This is a genomic window from Leisingera sp. CC-HEC096, from assembly GCF_059429235.1.
Genome location: NZ_JCAIJS010000001.1, coordinates 3050689 through 3068031, shown reverse-complemented (window position 1 = coordinate 3068031; position 17343 = coordinate 3050689). Strand labels below are relative to the sequence as shown.

At 63.0% G+C, this 17343-nt stretch carries 17 protein-coding genes; 4 read left to right on the top strand and 13 right to left on the bottom strand.

The genetic code is table 11. From position 1 onward, the window contains the following. Positions 1–219 precede the first annotated feature (219 nt). From AC5STI_RS14755 to AC5STI_RS14725, 7 genes are all read right to left on the bottom strand, one after another. Complete coding sequence (locus AC5STI_RS14755) at positions 220–1539, bottom strand: M16 family metallopeptidase (protein WP_495447196.1); 1320 nt, start codon at positions 1537–1539, stop codon at positions 220–222. Then, a complete protein-coding gene (locus AC5STI_RS14750) occupies positions 1536–2879 on the bottom strand; it encodes a M16 family metallopeptidase (protein WP_495447195.1) in 1344 nt (447 codons plus the stop codon). The genes AC5STI_RS14755 and AC5STI_RS14750 overlap by 4 nt, the downstream gene beginning before the upstream one ends. Before the next feature lie 167 nt (positions 2880–3046). Next, the gene (locus tag AC5STI_RS14745) at positions 3047–3568 is read right to left on the bottom strand and encodes a DUF3035 domain-containing protein (protein ID WP_495447194.1); all 522 of its coding nucleotides are present in this window, start codon (positions 3566–3568) and stop codon (positions 3047–3049) included. A 55-nt stretch (positions 3569–3623) separates the two neighbouring features. After that, the gene (gene lspA / locus AC5STI_RS14740; protein ID WP_495447193.1) at positions 3624–4106 is read right to left on the bottom strand and encodes a signal peptidase II; all 483 of its coding nucleotides are present in this window, start codon (positions 4104–4106) and stop codon (positions 3624–3626) included. A gap of 16 nt (positions 4107–4122) precedes the next feature. Next, positions 4123–5712: a bifunctional phosphoribosylaminoimidazolecarboxamide formyltransferase/IMP cyclohydrolase gene (purH, locus tag AC5STI_RS14735; protein WP_495447192.1), complete on the bottom strand. Its 1590-nt coding sequence runs from the start codon at positions 5710–5712 to the stop codon at positions 4123–4125. Between the two features lie 24 nt (positions 5713–5736). After that, entirely contained in the window at positions 5737–7479 is a 1743-nt protein-coding gene (locus AC5STI_RS14730) for a heparinase II/III family protein (RefSeq protein ID WP_495447191.1), read from the bottom strand. Between the two features lie 103 nt (positions 7480–7582). Further along, a complete protein-coding gene (locus AC5STI_RS14725) occupies positions 7583–8845 on the bottom strand; it encodes an RsmB/NOP family class I SAM-dependent RNA methyltransferase (protein WP_495447190.1) in 1263 nt (420 codons plus the stop codon). Positions 8846–8923: 78 nt separating this feature from the next. Between AC5STI_RS14725 and AC5STI_RS14720 the strand changes: the two genes are divergently transcribed. Continuing rightward, the gene (locus tag AC5STI_RS14720; RefSeq protein WP_495447189.1) at positions 8924–9115 is read left to right on the top strand and encodes a DUF1674 domain-containing protein; all 192 of its coding nucleotides are present in this window, start codon (positions 8924–8926) and stop codon (positions 9113–9115) included. Between the two features lie 144 nt (positions 9116–9259). On the opposite strand, the gene dapB is transcribed toward AC5STI_RS14720, so the two are convergent. Then, entirely contained in the window at positions 9260–10069 is an 810-nt protein-coding gene (gene dapB / locus AC5STI_RS14715) for a 4-hydroxy-tetrahydrodipicolinate reductase (protein WP_495447188.1), read from the bottom strand. 86 nt (positions 10070–10155) lie between these two features. Here dapB and rbfA point away from each other — a divergent pair, with 86 nt between their 5' ends. Then, positions 10156–10551 carry a 30S ribosome-binding factor RbfA gene (gene rbfA, locus AC5STI_RS14710; protein WP_027245073.1) on the top strand — a complete coding sequence of 132 codons (396 nt, stop codon included), beginning with the start codon at positions 10156–10158 and terminating at the stop codon, positions 10549–10551. Continuing rightward, entirely contained in the window at positions 10548–11297 is a 750-nt protein-coding gene (locus tag AC5STI_RS14705; RefSeq protein WP_495447187.1) for a phosphodiester glycosidase family protein, read from the top strand. The genes rbfA and AC5STI_RS14705 overlap by 4 nt, the downstream gene beginning before the upstream one ends. 6 nt (positions 11298–11303) lie before the next feature. Here AC5STI_RS14705 and rarD read toward each other — a convergent pair whose 3' ends face one another. The 5 genes from rarD to mutM form a co-directional block, all read right to left on the bottom strand. Then, positions 11304–12206 carry an EamA family transporter RarD gene (rarD, locus tag AC5STI_RS14700; protein WP_495447186.1) on the bottom strand — a complete coding sequence of 301 codons (903 nt, stop codon included), beginning with the start codon at positions 12204–12206 and terminating at the stop codon, positions 11304–11306. Positions 12207–12382: 176 nt separating this feature from the next. Next, the gene (dnaA, locus tag AC5STI_RS14695) at positions 12383–13789 is read right to left on the bottom strand and encodes a chromosomal replication initiator protein DnaA (RefSeq protein WP_495447185.1); all 1407 of its coding nucleotides are present in this window, start codon (positions 13787–13789) and stop codon (positions 12383–12385) included. Between the two features lie 546 nt (positions 13790–14335). Beyond that, positions 14336–14599, bottom strand: coding sequence for a 30S ribosomal protein S20 (gene rpsT, locus AC5STI_RS14690; protein WP_008556347.1), 264 nt, complete (start codon positions 14597–14599; stop codon positions 14336–14338). Between the two features lie 211 nt (positions 14600–14810). Next, complete coding sequence (acuK, locus tag AC5STI_RS14685; RefSeq protein ID WP_495447184.1) at positions 14811–15587, bottom strand: acryloyl-CoA hydratase; 777 nt, start codon at positions 15585–15587, stop codon at positions 14811–14813. A gap of 63 nt (positions 15588–15650) precedes the next feature. Then, entirely contained in the window at positions 15651–16502 is an 852-nt protein-coding gene (gene mutM, locus AC5STI_RS14680; protein ID WP_495447183.1) for a bifunctional DNA-formamidopyrimidine glycosylase/DNA-(apurinic or apyrimidinic site) lyase, read from the bottom strand. A gap of 86 nt (positions 16503–16588) precedes the next feature. Between mutM and ubiE the strand changes: the two genes are divergently transcribed. Next, positions 16589–17341 carry a bifunctional demethylmenaquinone methyltransferase/2-methoxy-6-polyprenyl-1,4-benzoquinol methylase UbiE gene (gene ubiE / locus AC5STI_RS14675; RefSeq protein ID WP_039184344.1) on the top strand — a complete coding sequence of 251 codons (753 nt, stop codon included), beginning with the start codon at positions 16589–16591 and terminating at the stop codon, positions 17339–17341. The last annotated feature ends 2 nt before the right edge of the window (positions 17342–17343 follow it).

Below are 17343 nucleotides of genomic sequence, written 5' to 3'. Positions count from 1 at the left end.
CTCCCGTTTGCGTGGCGGCCCCATTGCCGCCGGCCCCACTTATCTTTCTTTCGCGTGCCAGGGCCTGGGCACATCGTCTCAGATAGGCCCGCCCATACATGAGTTTGCGGTAAAATGAAAGGGAAAGCGGTGAAGGCCAGCCGCGATGGGCGGCAGCGCGCCTCGCGGCCCCAGCCTTGCAAAGGAACCGGGCGGCACCTAGCGCCGCCCGGTAAAATATCAGTTGGTCGTTTCCAGACCCTCAGGGCGCCCGGCAATAACAAAACGCAACCCGTCGGGGTCCATGAACTCCGCCGCAAAGCTGTTCACGTCATCCAAGGTAACAGCGTTGATCCGGTCGTTGCGGGTTTCCACATAGCTGATCGGCAGGTTGTCCATCTGCATCCCTGCCAGAATCGAGGCGATGCGGCTGTTGCCGTCAAACCGCAGCGGGTAGGCGCCGGTCAGATAGGTTTGGGCGTCCTTCAGCTCCTTCTCCGTTACGCCCTCTTCGGCCATGCGGCGCCACTCGTTGCGGATCACTTCAACGGCTTCAGCCATCTTGCCGTTGGCTGAGGCAACGGAACCCATGTAGACCGCCGCCAGATCGCGCGGCACCAGGTAGGAGTAGATGCCATAAGTCAGCCCGCGCTTCTCCCGCACTTCGGTCATCAGCCGGGACTCAAAGGAGCCGCCGCCAAGAATCTGGTTCATCACGTAGGCCGTGAAGAAATCCGGATCCTCGCGCTTGATGCCCTTCTGTCCGAACAGGGCAACCGACTGCGGGGTGTCGAAATCCACTACGGTTATACCGCCTTCGATGGTGACTTCAGCCGGGCCTGGGATCGGGGCGCCTTCAGCGGGCAGCGTGCCCAGCAGATCATCCAGCAGTGTGCCCAACTCCTCGGCGGAAATGTCTCCGACAGCACTTACATAGAGCCTGTCACGGGCAAACACCGCCTCATAGGCATCAAAGACGTCCTGGCGGCTGAGCGCGGAAACAGTCTCCACGGTCCCCTTGCCGTCGCTGCCATAGGGGTGATCGCCAAACGCCATCCTGGAGAAGGCCTCACCGGCGATGTTGTTGGGGTTCTTGGCGTCTGAGCGCAGACCCGCCAGAACCTGCGCCCGCACCCGGTCCAGTGCATCTTGGTCAAAACGCGGCTCGAACAGGGTTTGGCGCAGAAGCGCCATCGCCTCCTCCCGGTTTTCAGTCAGGAAGCGGGCAGAAACAGACACTGAGTCCTTGTCCGCATCATAGGAAAACTCCGCTGCCAGCGATTCCAGGGCCCGTGAATAATCCTGCGCACGCAGATCGCCGGAGCCTTCCTCCAAGAGCCCGGTCATCAGGTAGACCGCGCCGCGTTTACCCGGCGCATCCAGCGAGGTGCCGCCGCGAAAGCGCAGCTCCAGCGCAGAGAAAGGAATCGCGTGATCCTCCACCAACCAGGCCTTGATGCCGCCCGGAGAGGTGACCTCCTCGATCTTGATTCCGGCCCAAGCAGGCAGCGCCAGGAAACAGGCCACCAGTGCCGCAGCGATGCATTTCAGCGGGGTCATTGGGTTACCTCTTCGTCGCGCATCATCCAGCCGGTGACTGAGGCTTCCGGACGCAGAACTTCATTGGCGGCGGCGATGATCTCATCCGCCGTGACCGATTGCAGGATCTTCGGCCAGTCCTGCACATCCTGCACCGTCAGCCCAATGCTGAGCGCCTGGCCATAGCGGTTGGCTATGCCGTTCACGTTGTCGCGGTCATAGATCTCCGCGGCGCGCAGCTGCAGCTTGATCCGCTCCAGCTGGGCTTCGTCCACGCCCCCCTCAAGGAAGCGGGCGATGGTGGCATCCAGTGCCGCTTCGGCGTCTTCCATGCTGACACCCTCAGCCGGAACGATCAGGAAAGTAAAGGACGTGTCGTCCAATGTGCTGCCCGAATAGAAGGCACCGGTGTATACCGCGACTTGCTGGTCGAATTGCAGCGCATTGGCTAGGTAAGACGTGTTACCGCCCCCCAAAAGCTCCGCCAGCAGGTACAGGGCCGCAGCCTTCTGCTGCGCGCCGCTGTCGCGCTCCGGTGCCAGGTAGGAACGCTGCACATAGGGCTGCGCCACGCGCGGGTCCTTGAAGGTGAGCCGGCGTTCGGCAGTCTGCGGCGGTTCCTGGCTGCGGAAGCGTTCCGGCAGATCCGGATTGGCCGGAATCGCGCCGTAATACTCCTCAGCGAGCGCCTTCACCTCCTCCGGCTGAACATCGCCTGAGACAACTAGAATGGCGTTATTAGGCGCGTAGTAGGTTTGGTAGAAGGACAGTGCGTCCTCCATATCCAAGCTTTCCATCTCGTGGCGCCAGCCAATGACCGGCTGGCCGTAGCGGTGATTGAGGTATTGCACCGCCTGCAGCTGCTCGCGGAACAGCGCCACGGGATCGTTGTCAGTGCGCTGGTTGCGCTCTTCCAGGATCACCTCGCGCTCGGTGACGATATCCTCCTCGCTGAGGCGGAGGTTCGTCATGCGGTCGCTTTCCATCTGCATCATCAGCTCCAGCCGGTCGGCGGCGACACGCTGGAAATAGGCAGTGTAGTCGTAGCTGGTGAAAGCATTGTCCTGGCCGCCGTTGGCGCGCACTGTGGCAGACAGCTCGCCCGGGGCGAGCTTTTCAGTCCCCTTGAACAGCAGGTGTTCCAGGAAATGGGCCACGCCTGACTGGCCAGGCGGCTCATCGGCGGAGCCCGCACGGTACCAGACCATCTGCTGCACCACGGGCGCCCGGTGGTCCTCGATCACGACAACGTCCATTCCGTTGTCCAAGGTGAACGCGGTCACCGCCTCATCCTCGGCCCGAACGGGAACGGTCAAGGCAGCGCTCAGCGCAGCGGCGGCCAATGTGACCCTTTGGATCATCTGGCATCCTCCAAATCTTTGCGTCCCTGCTTTTGGCAGCCAGGGTGCAGTTACTGCTGTTTTGTTCTTTGCAGCCGCAATTCGCGGCCCATTGCCAGCAGAATGGCTGCTGTCAACCTACGCGGCTGCTGGCGGCATGCAAGACCGGCTGGCAGAAAAGTGAGGGATCAGGATTCGTCTTCAGGCGGCGAGGAAGGCGTCGCCGCGCCTGCCCTGCGGAACTGATCGCTGACGGCAAAAGGATCAATGCTCTGCTTGCGGTACAGCTGTTCATAGCGGTCCACCGGCACGATCTTGATACGGCCCAGGTGACGGTTGCGGTGACGGAACTTCGCGTCTTCCTCCGCCAGCGTCCCGCGCACGCCCGCCTCAACCCCATAGCGGCTGGAAGCAGTAACCAGCGCAGCATCGCCAGACGGCACGCCGCTGCCCGGAACAAGAGCGCCGGGTTTGCCGCCCAGGGCAGCCACGGCATCCGCGTGCGGATTGGAATCGGTCAGGTTGCTGCCGCCGGGCGTCGGTGCCGGCAGGCTGCTGAAGTTATCCGGCGTGCTCAGCGGCTTGGTCGGCAGGACGAGGAATTCGTCCGGGCCGGTCCCCGGCTTCTGAAGAACGCGCAGCCCTTTCTGCGCGCAGCCGGACACTGCCAGCGCGCCAGCCAGAACAATCACTCCGAACGGGATCCGCATTGCCCCAATCTCCTGCCTGTTTCCCGGCGCTTTTATCGCATTTACCTGCCAAGGTCTACGCAGGCTTTTTGCGCCGCCCATCAAAGAAGATAAGCCCCGCAGCGCCGGCAAAAATGAAAATGTCGGCGACGTTGAACACGAAAGGATTCTGGATGCCGCAGCAGGAGGTGTTCAGGAAATCCAGCACATAGCCATACAGCAGCCGGTCCGCGACATTGCCCAGCGCGCCGCCGATCACCAGCCCGGCGGACAGCTGCATGCCCCTGGATTTTGCTTGCCCGCGGCTGACCCACACCGCCAGCACGACACAGATCACGACTGACAGAGAGATCAAGATCCAGCGCGCGGCCTCATCCCCGCCGCCGAATAGGCCAAAGTTGATCCCGGTGTTCTCGCCATAGCGAAAGTTCAGGAATGGCGGCAGCACGTCGATCCGGTGGCGCTGGTCCAGCCCCATCCAGTGGATCACCAGGTATTTGCTGGCCTGATCCGCCAGGAACGAAAGGGCCGCGCCCCAGATCATCCAACGTGCTGCCATTTCTTAGATGCCCTGTTTAGTGGCGGAAGTGGCGCATGCCGGTAAAGACCATCGCCAGGCCTTTCTCGTTGGCCGCCTTGATCACCTCGTCATCGCGCATTGAGCCACCGGGCTGGATGACGCAGGTGCCGCCCGCGGCGGCCGCTTCCAGCAGGCCATCCGGGAAGGGGAAGAACGCATCCGATGCCACCGCACAGCCCTTGGCGAGGCTTTCCTCCAGGCCCAGTTCAGCAGCCATGCGGCCTGCCTTGGCCGCGGCCACGTTGGCGCTGTCGAGACGGCTCATCTGACCAGCACCGACGCCGACTGTGGCGTTGTCCTTCACGTAGACGATGGCGTTGGATTTCACGTGCTTGGCGACCTTCCAGGCAAACAGCAGGTCCTGCATCTGGTCGTCGGACGGCGCCTTTTCGGTCACCACCTTCAGGTCCTCCATGCCGACATAGCCCACGTCCTTGTCCTGCGCCAGCATACCGCCGGCCACCTGCTTGTAGGCCACGATAGGTTTGCGCGGATCCGGCAGGCTGTCGGTCAGCAGCAGGCGCAGGTTCTTCTTGGCGGCGAAGATTTCCTTTGCTTCCTCAGACGCACCCGGTGCGATCACCACCTCGGTGAAGATCTCGGTGATCTTGGCGGCAGTTTCCGCGTCCAGCGACTGGTTCAGCGCCACGATGCCGCCGAAGGCAGAGGTACGGTCACAGTCGAATGCCTTCTGGTAGGCCTCGGCCAGGGTTGCCCCCTTGGCCACACCGCAGGGGTTGGCGTGTTTAATGATCGCGACGGCGGGGCTCTCGGCCGGGTCGAATTCCGCCACCAGCTCATAGGCCGCGTCGGTATCGTTGATGTTGTTGTAGCTCAGTTCCTTGCCCTGCAGCTGTACCGCGGTGGCAACACCCGGCCGGTTGCTGCCATCGGCGTAGAAGGCAGCCGTCTGGTGGCTGTTCTCGCCATAGCGCAGGGTTTGCTTCAGCTCGCCGGCAAAGGCACGGCGGCGCGGGGTTTTCTCTTCCAGCGCCGACGCCATCCAGTTCGACACAGCCGCATCATATGCCGCCGTGCGGGCATAGGCGGTTTGGGCCAGGCGCTGACGGAAGGCATAGGTCGTCTGGCCGTCGTTGTTGTCGAGCTCCGCCAGCAGCGCCTCATAATCCTGGACGTCGGTCACAACGTTCACGAACAGATGGTTCTTGGAGGCAGCGCGGATCATCGCCGGACCGCCGATGTCGATGTTTTCGATCATCTCATCGTAATCTGCGCCACGCGCCAGCGCCGCCTCAAACGGATAGAGGTTCACCACCAGCAGGTCGATGGCGCCAATGCCATGCTCGTTCATCGCGGCCACGTGGGTATCGTTGTCGCGCAGCGCCAGCAGACCGCCATGCACCATCGGGTGCAGAGTCTTCACCCGGCCGTCCATCATTTCCGGAAAACCGGTCACTTCGGAGACGTCTTTCACAGTCAGCCCGGCATCGCGCAGCGCCTTGGCGGAACCGCCTGTGGACAGCAGTTCGACACCGCGCGCCTCCAGCGCCTTGCCCAGCTCAATCAGGCCGGTCTTGTCGGATACGGAAAGCAGCGCACGGCGTACGGGGTGAAGGTCGGTCATGGCAGGGCAGGTCCTTTTAAAGGCTCAGTCAAACGTCTCGGGTTCGTCCCGGTTCAGGTCTCGCACGGCAATGGCAGTCTCCTGCGCTTTGCTGAGCGTCCACCGGACGCGGGTGGCATATCCCATCGCCCGCCCGGATAAAACGATCTGCTTTGCCGCACGCGGCTTCAAGCGGGTTTTTTCCAGGAAAACACTCGGCTCCAGCCGCAGCTGGCAGCCGCCGTCGTGACGGAACACCCAGATTTCTCCGCTCTTGAGCGCCATGGATACTGCCGTGCCGCCCAAGTCAAGGGCCGCGTCCACCTCAGGGTGCAGGTGCAGGCGGATATCAAAGCCGATGCCGCCGTCCGGGCCGGCATCCCGAACCTTCGCGAACTGGCGTTTGGCAGCTTCGTCCAAGGCCACCAGCATGTCTTCGCCGCTGAGGCTGCGCCCGTCAAAGGACAGATCCAGCGTGCGGGCATGGGTCAAACCGAAATGCGCGGCATAGCCATTGTGGCCGCCCTGGAACCGGAAGCCGTCCGCTAGGTCAGCGACCTCCAGCGGCACGTCGTCAGGCGCTTCGATCAGTTCCTCATGGCCGGTGGTCTTGTGCGGCGGCGCCAGCCGGGCGCTGGAATGGCCCTCGATGCACAGCGTTGTATGCGAGGGCGTGGCGCGCCCGGCCCGGCGCCATTCCACACCAAAGGATTCGCCCGAGCCGCAATTCACGATCAGCGGCCGCCGCCCCGAGGTCAGCTCAAACGCCAGGGTCGATGCGTGGCCGTTGTATGACGCCTTGCCCTTGGGCGGGGCGGAGGCATCGACAATCACCGAGGTGCGCCGCGCCGACAGCCGCGCAAAGCCCATCGCCAGCCCGTCAGCATGGCGCTCGGCCACATGGCTGGCAGCCAGCGCATGATCCAGCCGCCCCTCCAGCCCGCGGCCGCCGCCGTGGAACCGCGCCAGCCCGCCATCGCTGTGGCGCAGGGTGCGCAAAGTCGGCGCAATCCTTTCAATGGCGGCGACATGGGCAGGCGGCACCATGCGGCCCGCTTCATGCAGGGCCGCGGCAGCCCAGGTCAGCAACGTGAAAACTTCCAGCAGCTCTTCCGGATTGCGGGTCGGCAACCCGCCCTGATCGTCGATCTGGGACTCGCATTCCGCGGCCAGGGCTTTCACCGCCGGGTCCGCCAGCTCCTCCCGCCCCTGCAGGGACAGGCCTGCGTAGATCAGGCCGCACAGGGCTTCGAACCGCGGCAGGCCGGGGGCCGCCCCCTGCCAGCGCTGGGAAAGATACCAAGTCTGCCGCGCAAGGGAGCCATAGAAGGCCTCGGTCTCGCCCTTGTCCTTACCGCTCAGCAGGAACAGCGCGTGGTTGATCCAGCGGATCACCCGCCGCCCGGTCAGATCAGGCAGCCAGGCCAGCCCGCCACCGCGCCCGTGCCGTTCAATCCACCCCCAGACCCATTTCTGCGCTTTCAGCCGGGCCTTGAAATCCCCCACCGCGGCCAGATCGTCGAGCCAGGCAAAGCCGTGCCGCTCGGCATCAAAGGCCGCGTCCGGTGCAGCGACTTCCCACAAGCCGGTATCGGGCGATTCGACCAGATAGCCGGCAAACAGCAGATTGCCCGCCACCAGCTGCCGCCCGCGGGCAAAGCTGCCGATGGTGCGCGGTTCGGGCTGCGAGACAAAGCCGGTCGCCGCAGGCTGGCTGCGGGCCCGCCAGGCGTAATACCGGTTCAGCAGGCGGGTGCCGCGGCCTGCCATTCTGTCATAAGTGGACATGCTCTTTTTGCCTCACGCCAGAGGAGTTTTCCGGGGCGTTTTGGCGCGAGCATAGCGCGGGGTGTGCAATGAGTCACCGGCGAATGCCGGGGACATCCCGGGGTCACGCGGATTTGCGCAGAAGGGCCATGTAGAAGCCGTCCATGCCGCCACGCTCCGCCCAGTAATCGGGGCGCAGGCGCAAACCGCCTTCCTCGGTGATCCACTGCGGATCAACGCCAGGCAGCGCCAGCGCATCGCGGTCGGCCGCCATGTCCGGGAACATATCCAGCGCCTCCTCGACCTGGCATTCGCCCTCGTCCGGCAGCAGCGAGCAGGTGCAAAACATCAGCCGCCCCCCGGGTTTCACCAGCGACCAGGCATGGGCGAGCATCTGCGCCTGCAGCTCAATCAGGGCGCCGAATTCGCTGCCGTCCTTGGCCTGCGGCAGGTCAGGATGGCGGCGGATCGTGCCGGTGGCGGAACAGGGTGCGTCCAGCAGCACCGCGTCATACTGGCCGGTCTGTTCCAGCGCATCCCCCACCACCAAGTCGGCCTCCAGCCCGGTACGCTCCAGGTTCTCCCTCAGCCGCGCCACGCGGCTTTCCGAGATGTCGACAGCCTTCACCTTGGCACCGGCAGCGGTCATCTGCATGGTCTTGCCGCCAGGTGCCGCGCACAGCTCCAGCACCCGCTCGCCAGGCTGGGCGTTCAGAATTCTGGCCGGTAGAGCAGCCGCAGCATCCTGCACCCACCAGTCGCCTGACTCGAAGCCTGGCAGCGACGACACCTGCCCGGCATTGGCGATCCGCACTGAACCGGTGGGCAGAAGTTCTCCGCCAAGCGCGCTCAGATCCGCATCCGGCTTGCCGGTGATATCCAGCGGCGCTCCGGCAAAGTGCGCTGCCTCCATGCCCAGCATCGCCTCGGCGCCCCAGGCCTGCACCAGCGGCTTGCGCAGCCAGTTCGGCAGCCGCGGCGTGCGCAGCTTGGCCCATTCCGCGGGGCCTTCGTCAGCAACCTTGCGCAGCACTGCGTTGACCAGCCCCTTGAGCTGCCCGTGACGGCGGTGTTTGGAGACGATGGCGACCATCGCATTCACCACCCCATGCGCCGCTCCGCCCGAGCACAGCTCCACCGTGCCCAGACGCAGCACGTTCATCACCATCAGCGGCGGCGTCTTCTTGAGGTGCTTTTTCAGGATCCGGTCCGCGCGCTCCAATCCGCGCAGGGTTTCCGCTGCCAGCCGCTGCGCCCGGGCGCGGTCTTCCGGTGCCAGTTTCTCCAGCGCCCCGGCAGCATAGCATTCCGCCAGCAGCCGCCCCTCTCCCAGCACCTGATCCAGCAGGTAAACCGCGGTGCGGCGGGCGTGATTGGCATCGGACATCTGGCAACTCCATGGGGGCGCGGCTTGTTTGCGCGGGACAGGGGCGTATATCATGGGCGGAGCATAAAGGAACCCGCGATGAGCGAAGAGACTGCACCCGAGAAGAAAGACCTGCCCCCCGCCGCCCTGCGCGCGCTGGCCGAAGCCGAAGAGCGCCGCAAGGCCGCAGAATCGCAGGAGGTCCGTCCCAAGGAGCTGGGCGGCCGCGACGGCCCCGACCCGGCACGCTATGGCGACTGGGAGAAAAAGGGCATAGCGATCGACTTCTGAGCGCTGGTCAGGGGGCGTCGCCCCCTCGCAGGCGCTGCCTGCTCACCCCCAGAGTATTTTAGACAAAGAAGAAGAAACCGTGCTTCTCTTTTGCTGAACTACTCCCGCCGGAGGCAGCGGCCCATGAGGGCCGCTTTCTGAATTTCAAAGCCCCAGCACATCCACCATGTCGTATTGGCCCGGGCCCTTGTCCTGGCCCCAAAGTGCCGCCTTCAGCGCGCCGCGGGCAAAGATGGCGCGATCGGTGGCCAAGTGGCGCAGCACGATGCGCTCCCCCGCGGCTGCAAACAGCACATCATGCTCCCCCACAATGTCGCCGCCGCGGATGGCGGTGAAGCCGATGTCGCCGCGCTTGCGGGCGCCGGTGATCCCGTCGCGGCCAGAATCGCGCACATCAGCCAACTTGACACCGCGGCCTTCGGCGGCAGCTTCGCCCAGCATCAGCGCGGTTCCGGAGGGCGCGTCCACCTTGTGATGGTGATGGGCCTCGATCACCTCGATATCGAAATCCTCATCCAGCGCGGCGGCCACTTTCTTGGTCAGCTGCACCAGCAGGTTCACACCCAGGCTCATGTTGCCCGCACGGATGATCACCGCGTGGCGCGACGCCGGTTCCAATTGGGCAATTTGCTCATCCGTCATGCCGGTGGTTCCGATCACATGCACCGCGCGGGCCTGGGCCGCCACCTTGGAAAAGGCCAGCGTCGCCTCCGGCGCGGTGAAGTCGATCACCGCCTGCGCCTTGGAAAACGCCTCCAGCGCGTCTGCCGTCACGGTAACGCCAACCGGCTGGCCGCCCATCACCTCGCCCACGTCACGGCCGACCCATTCATGCCCTTCGCGCTCAACTGCCCCCACCAGCGTGGCCTTACCGCTTTCCAGCACCGTCTTGATCAGCATCTGCCCCATGCGGCCCGATGCGCCGGTAATCACGATCCCTGGTTTGTGAGTCATTGGCCAATTCCCTTGTTCAAGCTGGATTTGTCCTACAGTGCCGGGCAGCGCTTGGCAAAGCCCGCGATCCGGCATAGATCGGAATCATGGCAAAGAACAAATTTCACGATGGCCCCGGGCCGTCCCAGCGACAGCTTCGCGTCGGCGAACTGATCCGCCGCACCCTCTCTGAAGTGCTGGCGCGCGGTGACGTGCATGACCCGGACCTGAACCGCATGTCGATCACCGTTGGCGAGGTGCGCACCTCCCCCGATCTGAAAATTGCCACCGCCTTTGTGCTGCCCTTGGGCGGCAAGGGGCAGGAGGATGTCCTGAAGCTTCTGGCCCGCAACAAGAGCGAGCTGCGACGCATGGTCGGCAAGAAGCTGGGGCTGAAGTTCACCCCCGATCTGCGCTTCCGGCTGGACGAGACTTTCGATCAGATGGACGACACCCGCCGGATGCTGTCCCAGGACGCGGTGCGCCGCGACGTCGAAGAGTGATCCGCAGGGCCGCCTTGCTGCTGGCTGCACTATGGACCGCCCCTGCGGCGGGTGCGGTCGACTGCAGCGATGTGGCCTATGAGGGCAGCCGCTATTCGGTCTGCGAGGTGGACGCCGCCCGCGAACAGCTGCGGCTGTTTCTGAAGGATGGCGACGGCCAGGTCTACGGGCATTTCTCCACCCTGGACGCTGCACTGGCGGAGGACGGCAAAGCTTTGGCCTTTGCCACCAATGCCGGCATGTACCATACCGACCGCTCGCCTGTCGGCCTTTATGTTGAGGACGGCGCGCAGGAGATGCGGCTGGTGACCAATGCCGGGCCGGGCAACTTTGGCCTGCTGCCCAATGGTGTCTTCTGCATCCGGGAAGGCCGGGCGGACGTGATCGAAACGCTGGCCTTTGAGGCTGCATCGCCCAACTGCTCCTATGCGACCCAGTCAGGTCCGATGCTGGTGATTGATGGCGAACTTCACCCTCGCTTCCTGCCCGATTCCGACAGCTATTACATCCGCAACGGGGTGGGCACTTCAGCCGATGGCACACGAGTGGTTTTTGCGATCTCCCGCAACGCGGTAACCTTTCACCAGTTCGGCAGCCTGTTCCGCGATTACCTGAAGCTGCCTAATGCGCTCTATTTCGACGGCAATATCTCACGCCTGCACGCGCCGCAATTGGGCCGCAGCGATGCAGGCTTCATGATGGGACCGGTTGCCGGCGTTGTCGAAGACGCTCAGTCAGGCGACTGAACGCCATCAACCGGGACGTTTGCGCATCTGCCGCACCATCGGAACTGTGTAGATCACCAAAGCTGCCCAGATCATCGGAAACGCGATCATTCGGGCTTGGTCGAACTCCTCCCCGAACAGCAGCACTGCGGCCAGCATAATCATTGTCGGGGCGATGTATTGCAGAATTCCCATGGTCGACAGCCGCACCAGCTTGGCGCCATTGGCATAGACAATCAGCGGCACCGCGGTGACCACGCCGCAACCCAGCAGCAGCGAGGTATCGCTGAGCGAGCCGCCAAAGCTACTGCTTCCGGTCGCGGTCAGATAGGCGAAATAGCCAAGGGCAGGCGCCAGCAGGATCAGGACCTCCAGCAGGAACCCCTGGTTGGGGCCAATCGGCAGCGACTTCTTGAAGAAGGCATAGAACCCCCAGGTCAGCGTCAGGCCCACAGCCACCCAGGGCACCCGGCCCGCTTCCAGCGTCAGCACCACCACTGCAGTGGCAGCGAGCGCAACAGCCGCCAACTGCGCCTTGCCCAGCGGCTCGCGCAGCAGGATGGCGCCGAGTGCAATGCTGAACAGCGGGTTGATGTAATAGCCAAGCGCCGCGTCCAGCGCCCGCCCAGCCGCAATCGACCAGACATAGATGCCCCAGTTCACCGAAATCAGCGCTGCGGTGAGGCAGGCCATGCCCAGTATCCGGGGGTTCTTGAGTGCGGCCTGCAACTCCTTGGTCCGGCGCAGGATGATCAGCAGCGCGCCGGCCACCGGCACCGACCAGATCACCCGATGGACCACAACTTCAGCGGCGGGAATATGCGACAGCGCTTTCATGTATAGCGGCAGGAACCCCCACAGCAGATAGGCGGTGACGGCAAAGGCCAGTCCGCGGGGCGTATCCATATTTTCAGTGGGTTGCGGTGTCATGCGGCGCTCCTGTTCAGGGCGCACTTATGGCTGATTTTGGACCGGAAGGAACTTTGTTTTCCGTGATACCGGGTATTCAGCCGCGTTATGGGCTGCAGCCCGCCCCCCTGCCCCGCAAGAAAAAACGGCTCCGGAAACCGGAGCCGCAAGTCAATCGTTTGGGGTGCGGGTGCGCTTCAGGCTTCCAGCGACCGGCGCAGCATTTCGACGTCCTCGGCGATCTGGCCGTCGGTCAGCTTCAGCTCCTCGATGCGCTTGACACCGTGCATCACGGTGGTGTGGTCGCGCCCGCCAAAGCGGCGGCCGATCTCGGGCAGAGAGCGGCTGGTCAGCTGCTTGCACAGGTACATCGCCACCTGGCGCGGGCGCGCATAGGAGCGCAGCCGCTTGGGGCCGATGATGTCGGACATGCGGATGTTGTAATACTCGGACACCTTGCGCTGGATCTCCTCGACGGTGATCTTGCGCTCAGAGGCGCGCAGCACGTCTGCCAGGCAGTCCTGGGTCAGATCCATGTCGATCTCGCGGCCCACCAGCGAGGCAAAGGCGAACAGACGGGTCAGCGCGCCTTCGAGCACACGCACGTTGGTCGAGATCCGGTGCGCCAGGAACTCCAGCACGCCGTCGGCGATGCGCAGATCCGGATAAGTCTCGCGCTGCTGCTGCACCTTGGTCTGCAGGATGCCCAGACGCAGTTCGTAGTCAGTCGGGTGCAGGTCCACCACCAGGCCGCACTGCAGGCGCGATTTCACCCGGTCTTCCAGATCCTTGATCTCACCCGGGGCGCGGTCGGCAGAGATGATGATCTGTTTGTTCTGGTCCACCAGCGCGTTGAAGGTGTGGAAGAACTCCTCCTGGGTGGAGTCTTTGCCGGCGATGAACTGAACGTCATCCACCATCAGCACGTCGACCGAGCGGAACAGGTGCTTGAAGTCCATCATCTTGCGCTCGCGCAGGGCCTGCACGAAGCGGTACATGAACTGTTCCGCCGACAGATACAGCACGTTCAGATGCGGATTCTTTTCCTTCAGCTCCCACGCGATGGCGTGCATCAGGTGGGTTTTACCCAGGCCCACACCGCCATACAGGACCAGCGGGTTGAAGGTCACCGGGCCACCCTCGCCGACGCGGCGCGCCGCGGCATGGGCCAGTTCGTTCGGCTTGCCGACCACGAAGCTGTCAAAGGTAAAGCGCGGATCCAGCGGTGCCGCCTGCAGCGCCTCCAGCGTGTCTTTGCCTGCCGCCGTTGCCGGGGCCGGAGCGGTCGCGACCGCCAGATCATCCTGCACACCGCCAAAGGACTCGGCCGCAACGGCCGGCTCAACCGGACTCGCCGGGCTGTTCGCAGCCACCCGGAAGGCCAGACGCTGCACCGGCTCGCCGGACATGGTCAGCTCGTGCAGAATAAGGTCTGCAAAGTTCTGGCTAACGTAATTTCCCATGAAATTCGTCGGCACTTTGAAGACAGCAACTCCGCCGTCCACAGTGTCAAATTCAAGGGGCTCAATCCAGGTGGTGAAATTGTTCTGGCCAACTGTCTTCAACAGCCGGTTCCTGAGCTGTCCCCATTTTTCTTCTGTCATGCTGCGCCTCACGCGTCCCCAAAAAGCAGCGGCCCCTAGACCGGGCCAATTCCATCGTCACCCCCAACCACCCGGGGGCCGTTCACGCACAGGGTTTCCGTGTGCGGACCAGTACTGGCCGCATCGCCCGTAGGCTGAACGTTCGCATGGCAACAGCAAAAACCGCGCAAAGAGCGGGTCATCTGCCGTTACGAACAGTATCGCACACAATTGAGACATGGCTGCTGTCCTTAACGATACAGCAGTAGCTCCCGGACAGAGACAGGCACGTATGTCCCGTCTGTTCCGGGCAGCCTGACAACCTTGATGCCCGTCAAGATTGCCGCAAGCAGCCTGTCCCCCCAGCGAGTGAATCGCTGACACAGTGGTAGCAATTTGAGGGGGTCAGCAGCAACGAAACTATGATGTTGACTCTGCCTTTGGCCGCAAAGAATCTCCTGCACCTGCAGCAACCAGCCAAGGCTTTGCCCAAAAAACAAGGCGCTGCAATTTGCAGCGCCCTGACAACTTTTCAACAGCTCGTGAGCCTTATTGACGGAGCGAATCTCAGCCCAGTGCCTTCACGCGTGCGGACAGGCGGGAGATTTTCCGGGAAGCGGTGTTTTTGTGGTACACACCTTTGGTAACGCCGCGCATCAGTTCGGGCTGAGCTGCGCGCAGAGCTGCAGTTGCAGCTTCTTTGTCGCCGGAAGCGATGGCTTCTTCAACTTTACGCAGGAAGGTGCGGATGCGCGAACGACGGGCTTTATTGACGGCAAAGCGCTTCTCGTTCTGACGTGCGCGCTTCTTGGCCTGGGGCGAATTTGCCATGGTGTCTGACCTTATCTCGGGTTCTGTTTCTATCGGACGCAATGCCAGCCAGCCCAGGGATCATTCACCGGTGTGATTCTAGCCTGAGCGGGCTGCACGCGCATGTATGAGGGCGGCGTTTAGCCAACTCTGTGCAGAATTGCAAGGGCGCCGGCCCGGATTGCAAAACGGCGGGATATACAGCCCGCCGCTCTGAAAGGTTCTCTGAAGCTTATTTGTCGCGGAACTGCGCTTCACGCTTTTCCAGGAAGGCCGCCATGCCTTCCTTCTGGTCTTCGGTCGCAAACATCGAGTGGAACACCCGGCGCTCGAACAGCAGGCCCTCGCTCAGCGGCAGCTCGTAAGAGCGGTTCACCGTTTCCTTGACCGCCATTGCCGTCAGAAGCGATTTCTCCGCAATCTTTTGCGCCGCGGCGGTCGCTTCCTCGATCAGCTTCTTGGCCGGCACGACGCGGGACACCAGTCCGGCGCGTTCGGCTTCCTCGGCATTCATGAAGCGGCCGGTCAGATTCATGTCCATCGACTTGGATTTGCCCACGAAACGGGTCAGACGCTGTGTGCCGCCGATTCCAGCCACGACACCCAGGTTGATCTCCGGCTGGCCGAACTTGGCCGTTTCCGCCGCGATGATGAAATCGCACAGCATCGCCAGCTCGCAGCCGCCGCCCAGCGCATAGCCCGCCACCGCAGCTATGATCGGCTTGCGGATCGCGGAAATGCGGTCATTGGCATCGGCAAACAGGTTGGTGGAAAACACCTCGGTAAAGCTCATCTCCGACATCTCTTTGATGTCGGCACCGGCGGCAAAAGCCTTTTCCGAACCGGTCAGCACGATGCAACGCACCTTGTCGCTGGCATCAGCCTCTTCCAAAGCATCGCAGAGCTCGCCGATAAGCTCTTTGTTGAGAGCGTTCATCGCCTCCGGGCGGTTCAGTTTAATGAGGCAAACGTGGTCCTGCACATCGACGTTGATCGTCTCGTAGGCCATGATTTCTCTTTCGGTTGTTCCGTTCAGATCCGAGTCCTTACCAAAAGGGTCCCTCTGATCAAGCTATCTTTGGCACTTTACACAGTAGAAGGTGGAGCGCCCGGACTGGGTGATTCTGGCGATTGACCCTGCGCAACCGATCCGCCGGCAGGGTTCGCCCTCGCGCCCGTAGGCATCGAATGAATGCTGAAAATATCCAAGTTCACCAGATGCTTGCCGAAAATCTTTAAGCGACGATCCGCCTGCGCGTATGGCATCTTGCAACACCTGCCGGATGATCGGCACCAATGCCGCCACCCGTTGCGCGGCAATCTGCCCAGCCTTGCGCCGTGGCGAAATTCCCGCACGGAACAGGGCCTCGCAAACATAGATGTTACCAAGCCCCGCGATGATTCCCTGATCCAGTAATGCAGATTTCACCGGCGTGTTGCGCCCCTTGAAGGCAGCAATCAGGTGATCCTCGTGAAAGTCATTGCCCAATGGTTCCGGCCCCAGCACCGCCAGCAGCTTGTGGCTGTCGGCCGTCGCCGTCTCCAGCAGATCCATCGCCCCGAACCGGCGCGGGTCGTTGAAGGTGATACGGGCGCCATTGTCCATATCCAGCACCACATGGTCGTGCTTTTCAGCTTTGGGGTGCTCATGCACGAACTGGCCCAGCGGGTCGCCCGACACCGTCATACGACCGGACATGCCGAGATGGATCAACAGCGTCTCTTCCGTATCAAGATCCGCCAGAATGTACTTCGACCGCCTTCTAAGCCCGTTGACCCGCGCTCCGGTCAGCCTCTCTGCCATCCGCTCCGGAAACAGCCAGCGCAGATCCGGGCGGTTCACCTGAGCCCGCGCGATCACCGCCCCCTCCATAGCCGGCGCCAAACCGCGTTTCACCGTCTCGACCTCGGGCAATTCTGGCATTACACCCCTCCTGAACCAACGGGCCGCATTGTGCCTGCCCCACAGCGCCTTATAACAAGGGCGAAACTCAGCAAACGGCAAGTGGCATGAGCAACACCAGCGACAACACCACCCATTTCGGGTTCGAAACCGTCCGCGAGGAGGAGAAGGCCGGCCGTGTGCAGGGTGTCTTCAACTCGGTCGCCTCCAAATATGACATCATGAACGATGTGATGAGCGTCGGCATTCACCGGGTCTGGAAGGACGCGATGATGGACTGGCTGGCGCCGCGCCCGGGCCAGCGGCTGCTGGATGTGGCAGGCGGCACCGGCGACATTTCCTTCCGCTTCCTGAAACGCGCAGGCCACGGCCACTCCACCGTGCTGGACCTCACCCGCCCGATGCTGGAGGAAGGCCGCAAGCGCGCCGAGGCCGAGCAGATGGCCGACAGCCTCGACTGGGTCACCGGCGACGCGATGAAGCTACCGTTCAAGGACAACACCTTCGACGTCTACACCATCTCGTTCGGCATCCGGAACGTCACCCGCCCGCAGGAAGCCCTGAACGAGGCTTACCGGGTACTGCGCCCCGGCGGGCGGCTGATGGTGCTGGAGTTCTCGCAGCTGCCGAACGACGGGCTGCAGAAGCTCTATGACCTCTACTCCTTCAACGTGATCCCGCGGATGGGGCAGATGATTGCGGGCGACTACGACAGCTATCAGTACTTGGTGGAATCGATCCGCAACTTCCCGGACCAGGAGACTTTCCTGGGCATGGTGAAGCAAGCGGGCTTTGAAAACGCCAAGTACCGAAACCTGTCGATGGGCATCGCTTGCCTGCATTCCGGCTGGAAGATCTGACC

Bases quoted from the DNA above. Each gene is read 5' to 3' on its own strand.
- mutM (WP_495447183.1), bottom strand. From the start codon at position 16,502: ATGCCAGAATTGCCCGAGGTCGAGACGGTGAAACGCGGTTTGGCGCCG.
- dapB (WP_495447188.1), bottom strand. From the start codon at position 10,069: ATGACTCACAAACCAGGGATCGTGATTACCGGCGCATCGGGCCGCATG.
- rarD (WP_495447186.1), bottom strand. From the start codon at position 12,206: ATGACACCGCAACCCACTGAAAATATGGATACGCCCCGCGGACTGGCC.
- AC5STI_RS14730 (WP_495447191.1), bottom strand. From the start codon at position 7,479: ATGTCCACTTATGACAGAATGGCAGGCCGCGGCACCCGCCTGCTGAAC.
- rpsT (WP_008556347.1), bottom strand. From the start codon at position 14,599: ATGGCAAATTCGCCCCAGGCCAAGAAGCGCGCACGTCAGAACGAGAAG.
- rbfA (WP_027245073.1), top strand. From the start codon at position 10,156: ATGGCAAAGAACAAATTTCACGATGGCCCCGGGCCGTCCCAGCGACAG.
- lspA (WP_495447193.1), bottom strand. From the start codon at position 4,106: ATGGCAGCACGTTGGATGATCTGGGGCGCGGCCCTTTCGTTCCTGGCG.
- acuK (WP_495447184.1), bottom strand. From the start codon at position 15,587: ATGGCCTACGAGACGATCAACGTCGATGTGCAGGACCACGTTTGCCTC.
- AC5STI_RS14745 (WP_495447194.1), bottom strand. From the start codon at position 3,568: ATGCGGATCCCGTTCGGAGTGATTGTTCTGGCTGGCGCGCTGGCAGTG.
- AC5STI_RS14720 (WP_495447189.1), top strand. From the start codon at position 8,924: ATGAGCGAAGAGACTGCACCCGAGAAGAAAGACCTGCCCCCCGCCGCC.
- ubiE (WP_039184344.1), top strand. From the start codon at position 16,589: ATGAGCAACACCAGCGACAACACCACCCATTTCGGGTTCGAAACCGTC.
- dnaA (WP_495447185.1), bottom strand. From the start codon at position 13,789: ATGACAGAAGAAAAATGGGGACAGCTCAGGAACCGGCTGTTGAAGACA.
- AC5STI_RS14755 (WP_495447196.1), bottom strand. From the start codon at position 1,539: ATGACCCCGCTGAAATGCATCGCTGCGGCACTGGTGGCCTGTTTCCTG.
- purH (WP_495447192.1), bottom strand. From the start codon at position 5,712: ATGACCGACCTTCACCCCGTACGCCGTGCGCTGCTTTCCGTATCCGAC.
- AC5STI_RS14750 (WP_495447195.1), bottom strand. From the start codon at position 2,879: ATGATCCAAAGGGTCACATTGGCCGCCGCTGCGCTGAGCGCTGCCTTG.
- AC5STI_RS14725 (WP_495447190.1), bottom strand. From the start codon at position 8,845: ATGTCCGATGCCAATCACGCCCGCCGCACCGCGGTTTACCTGCTGGAT.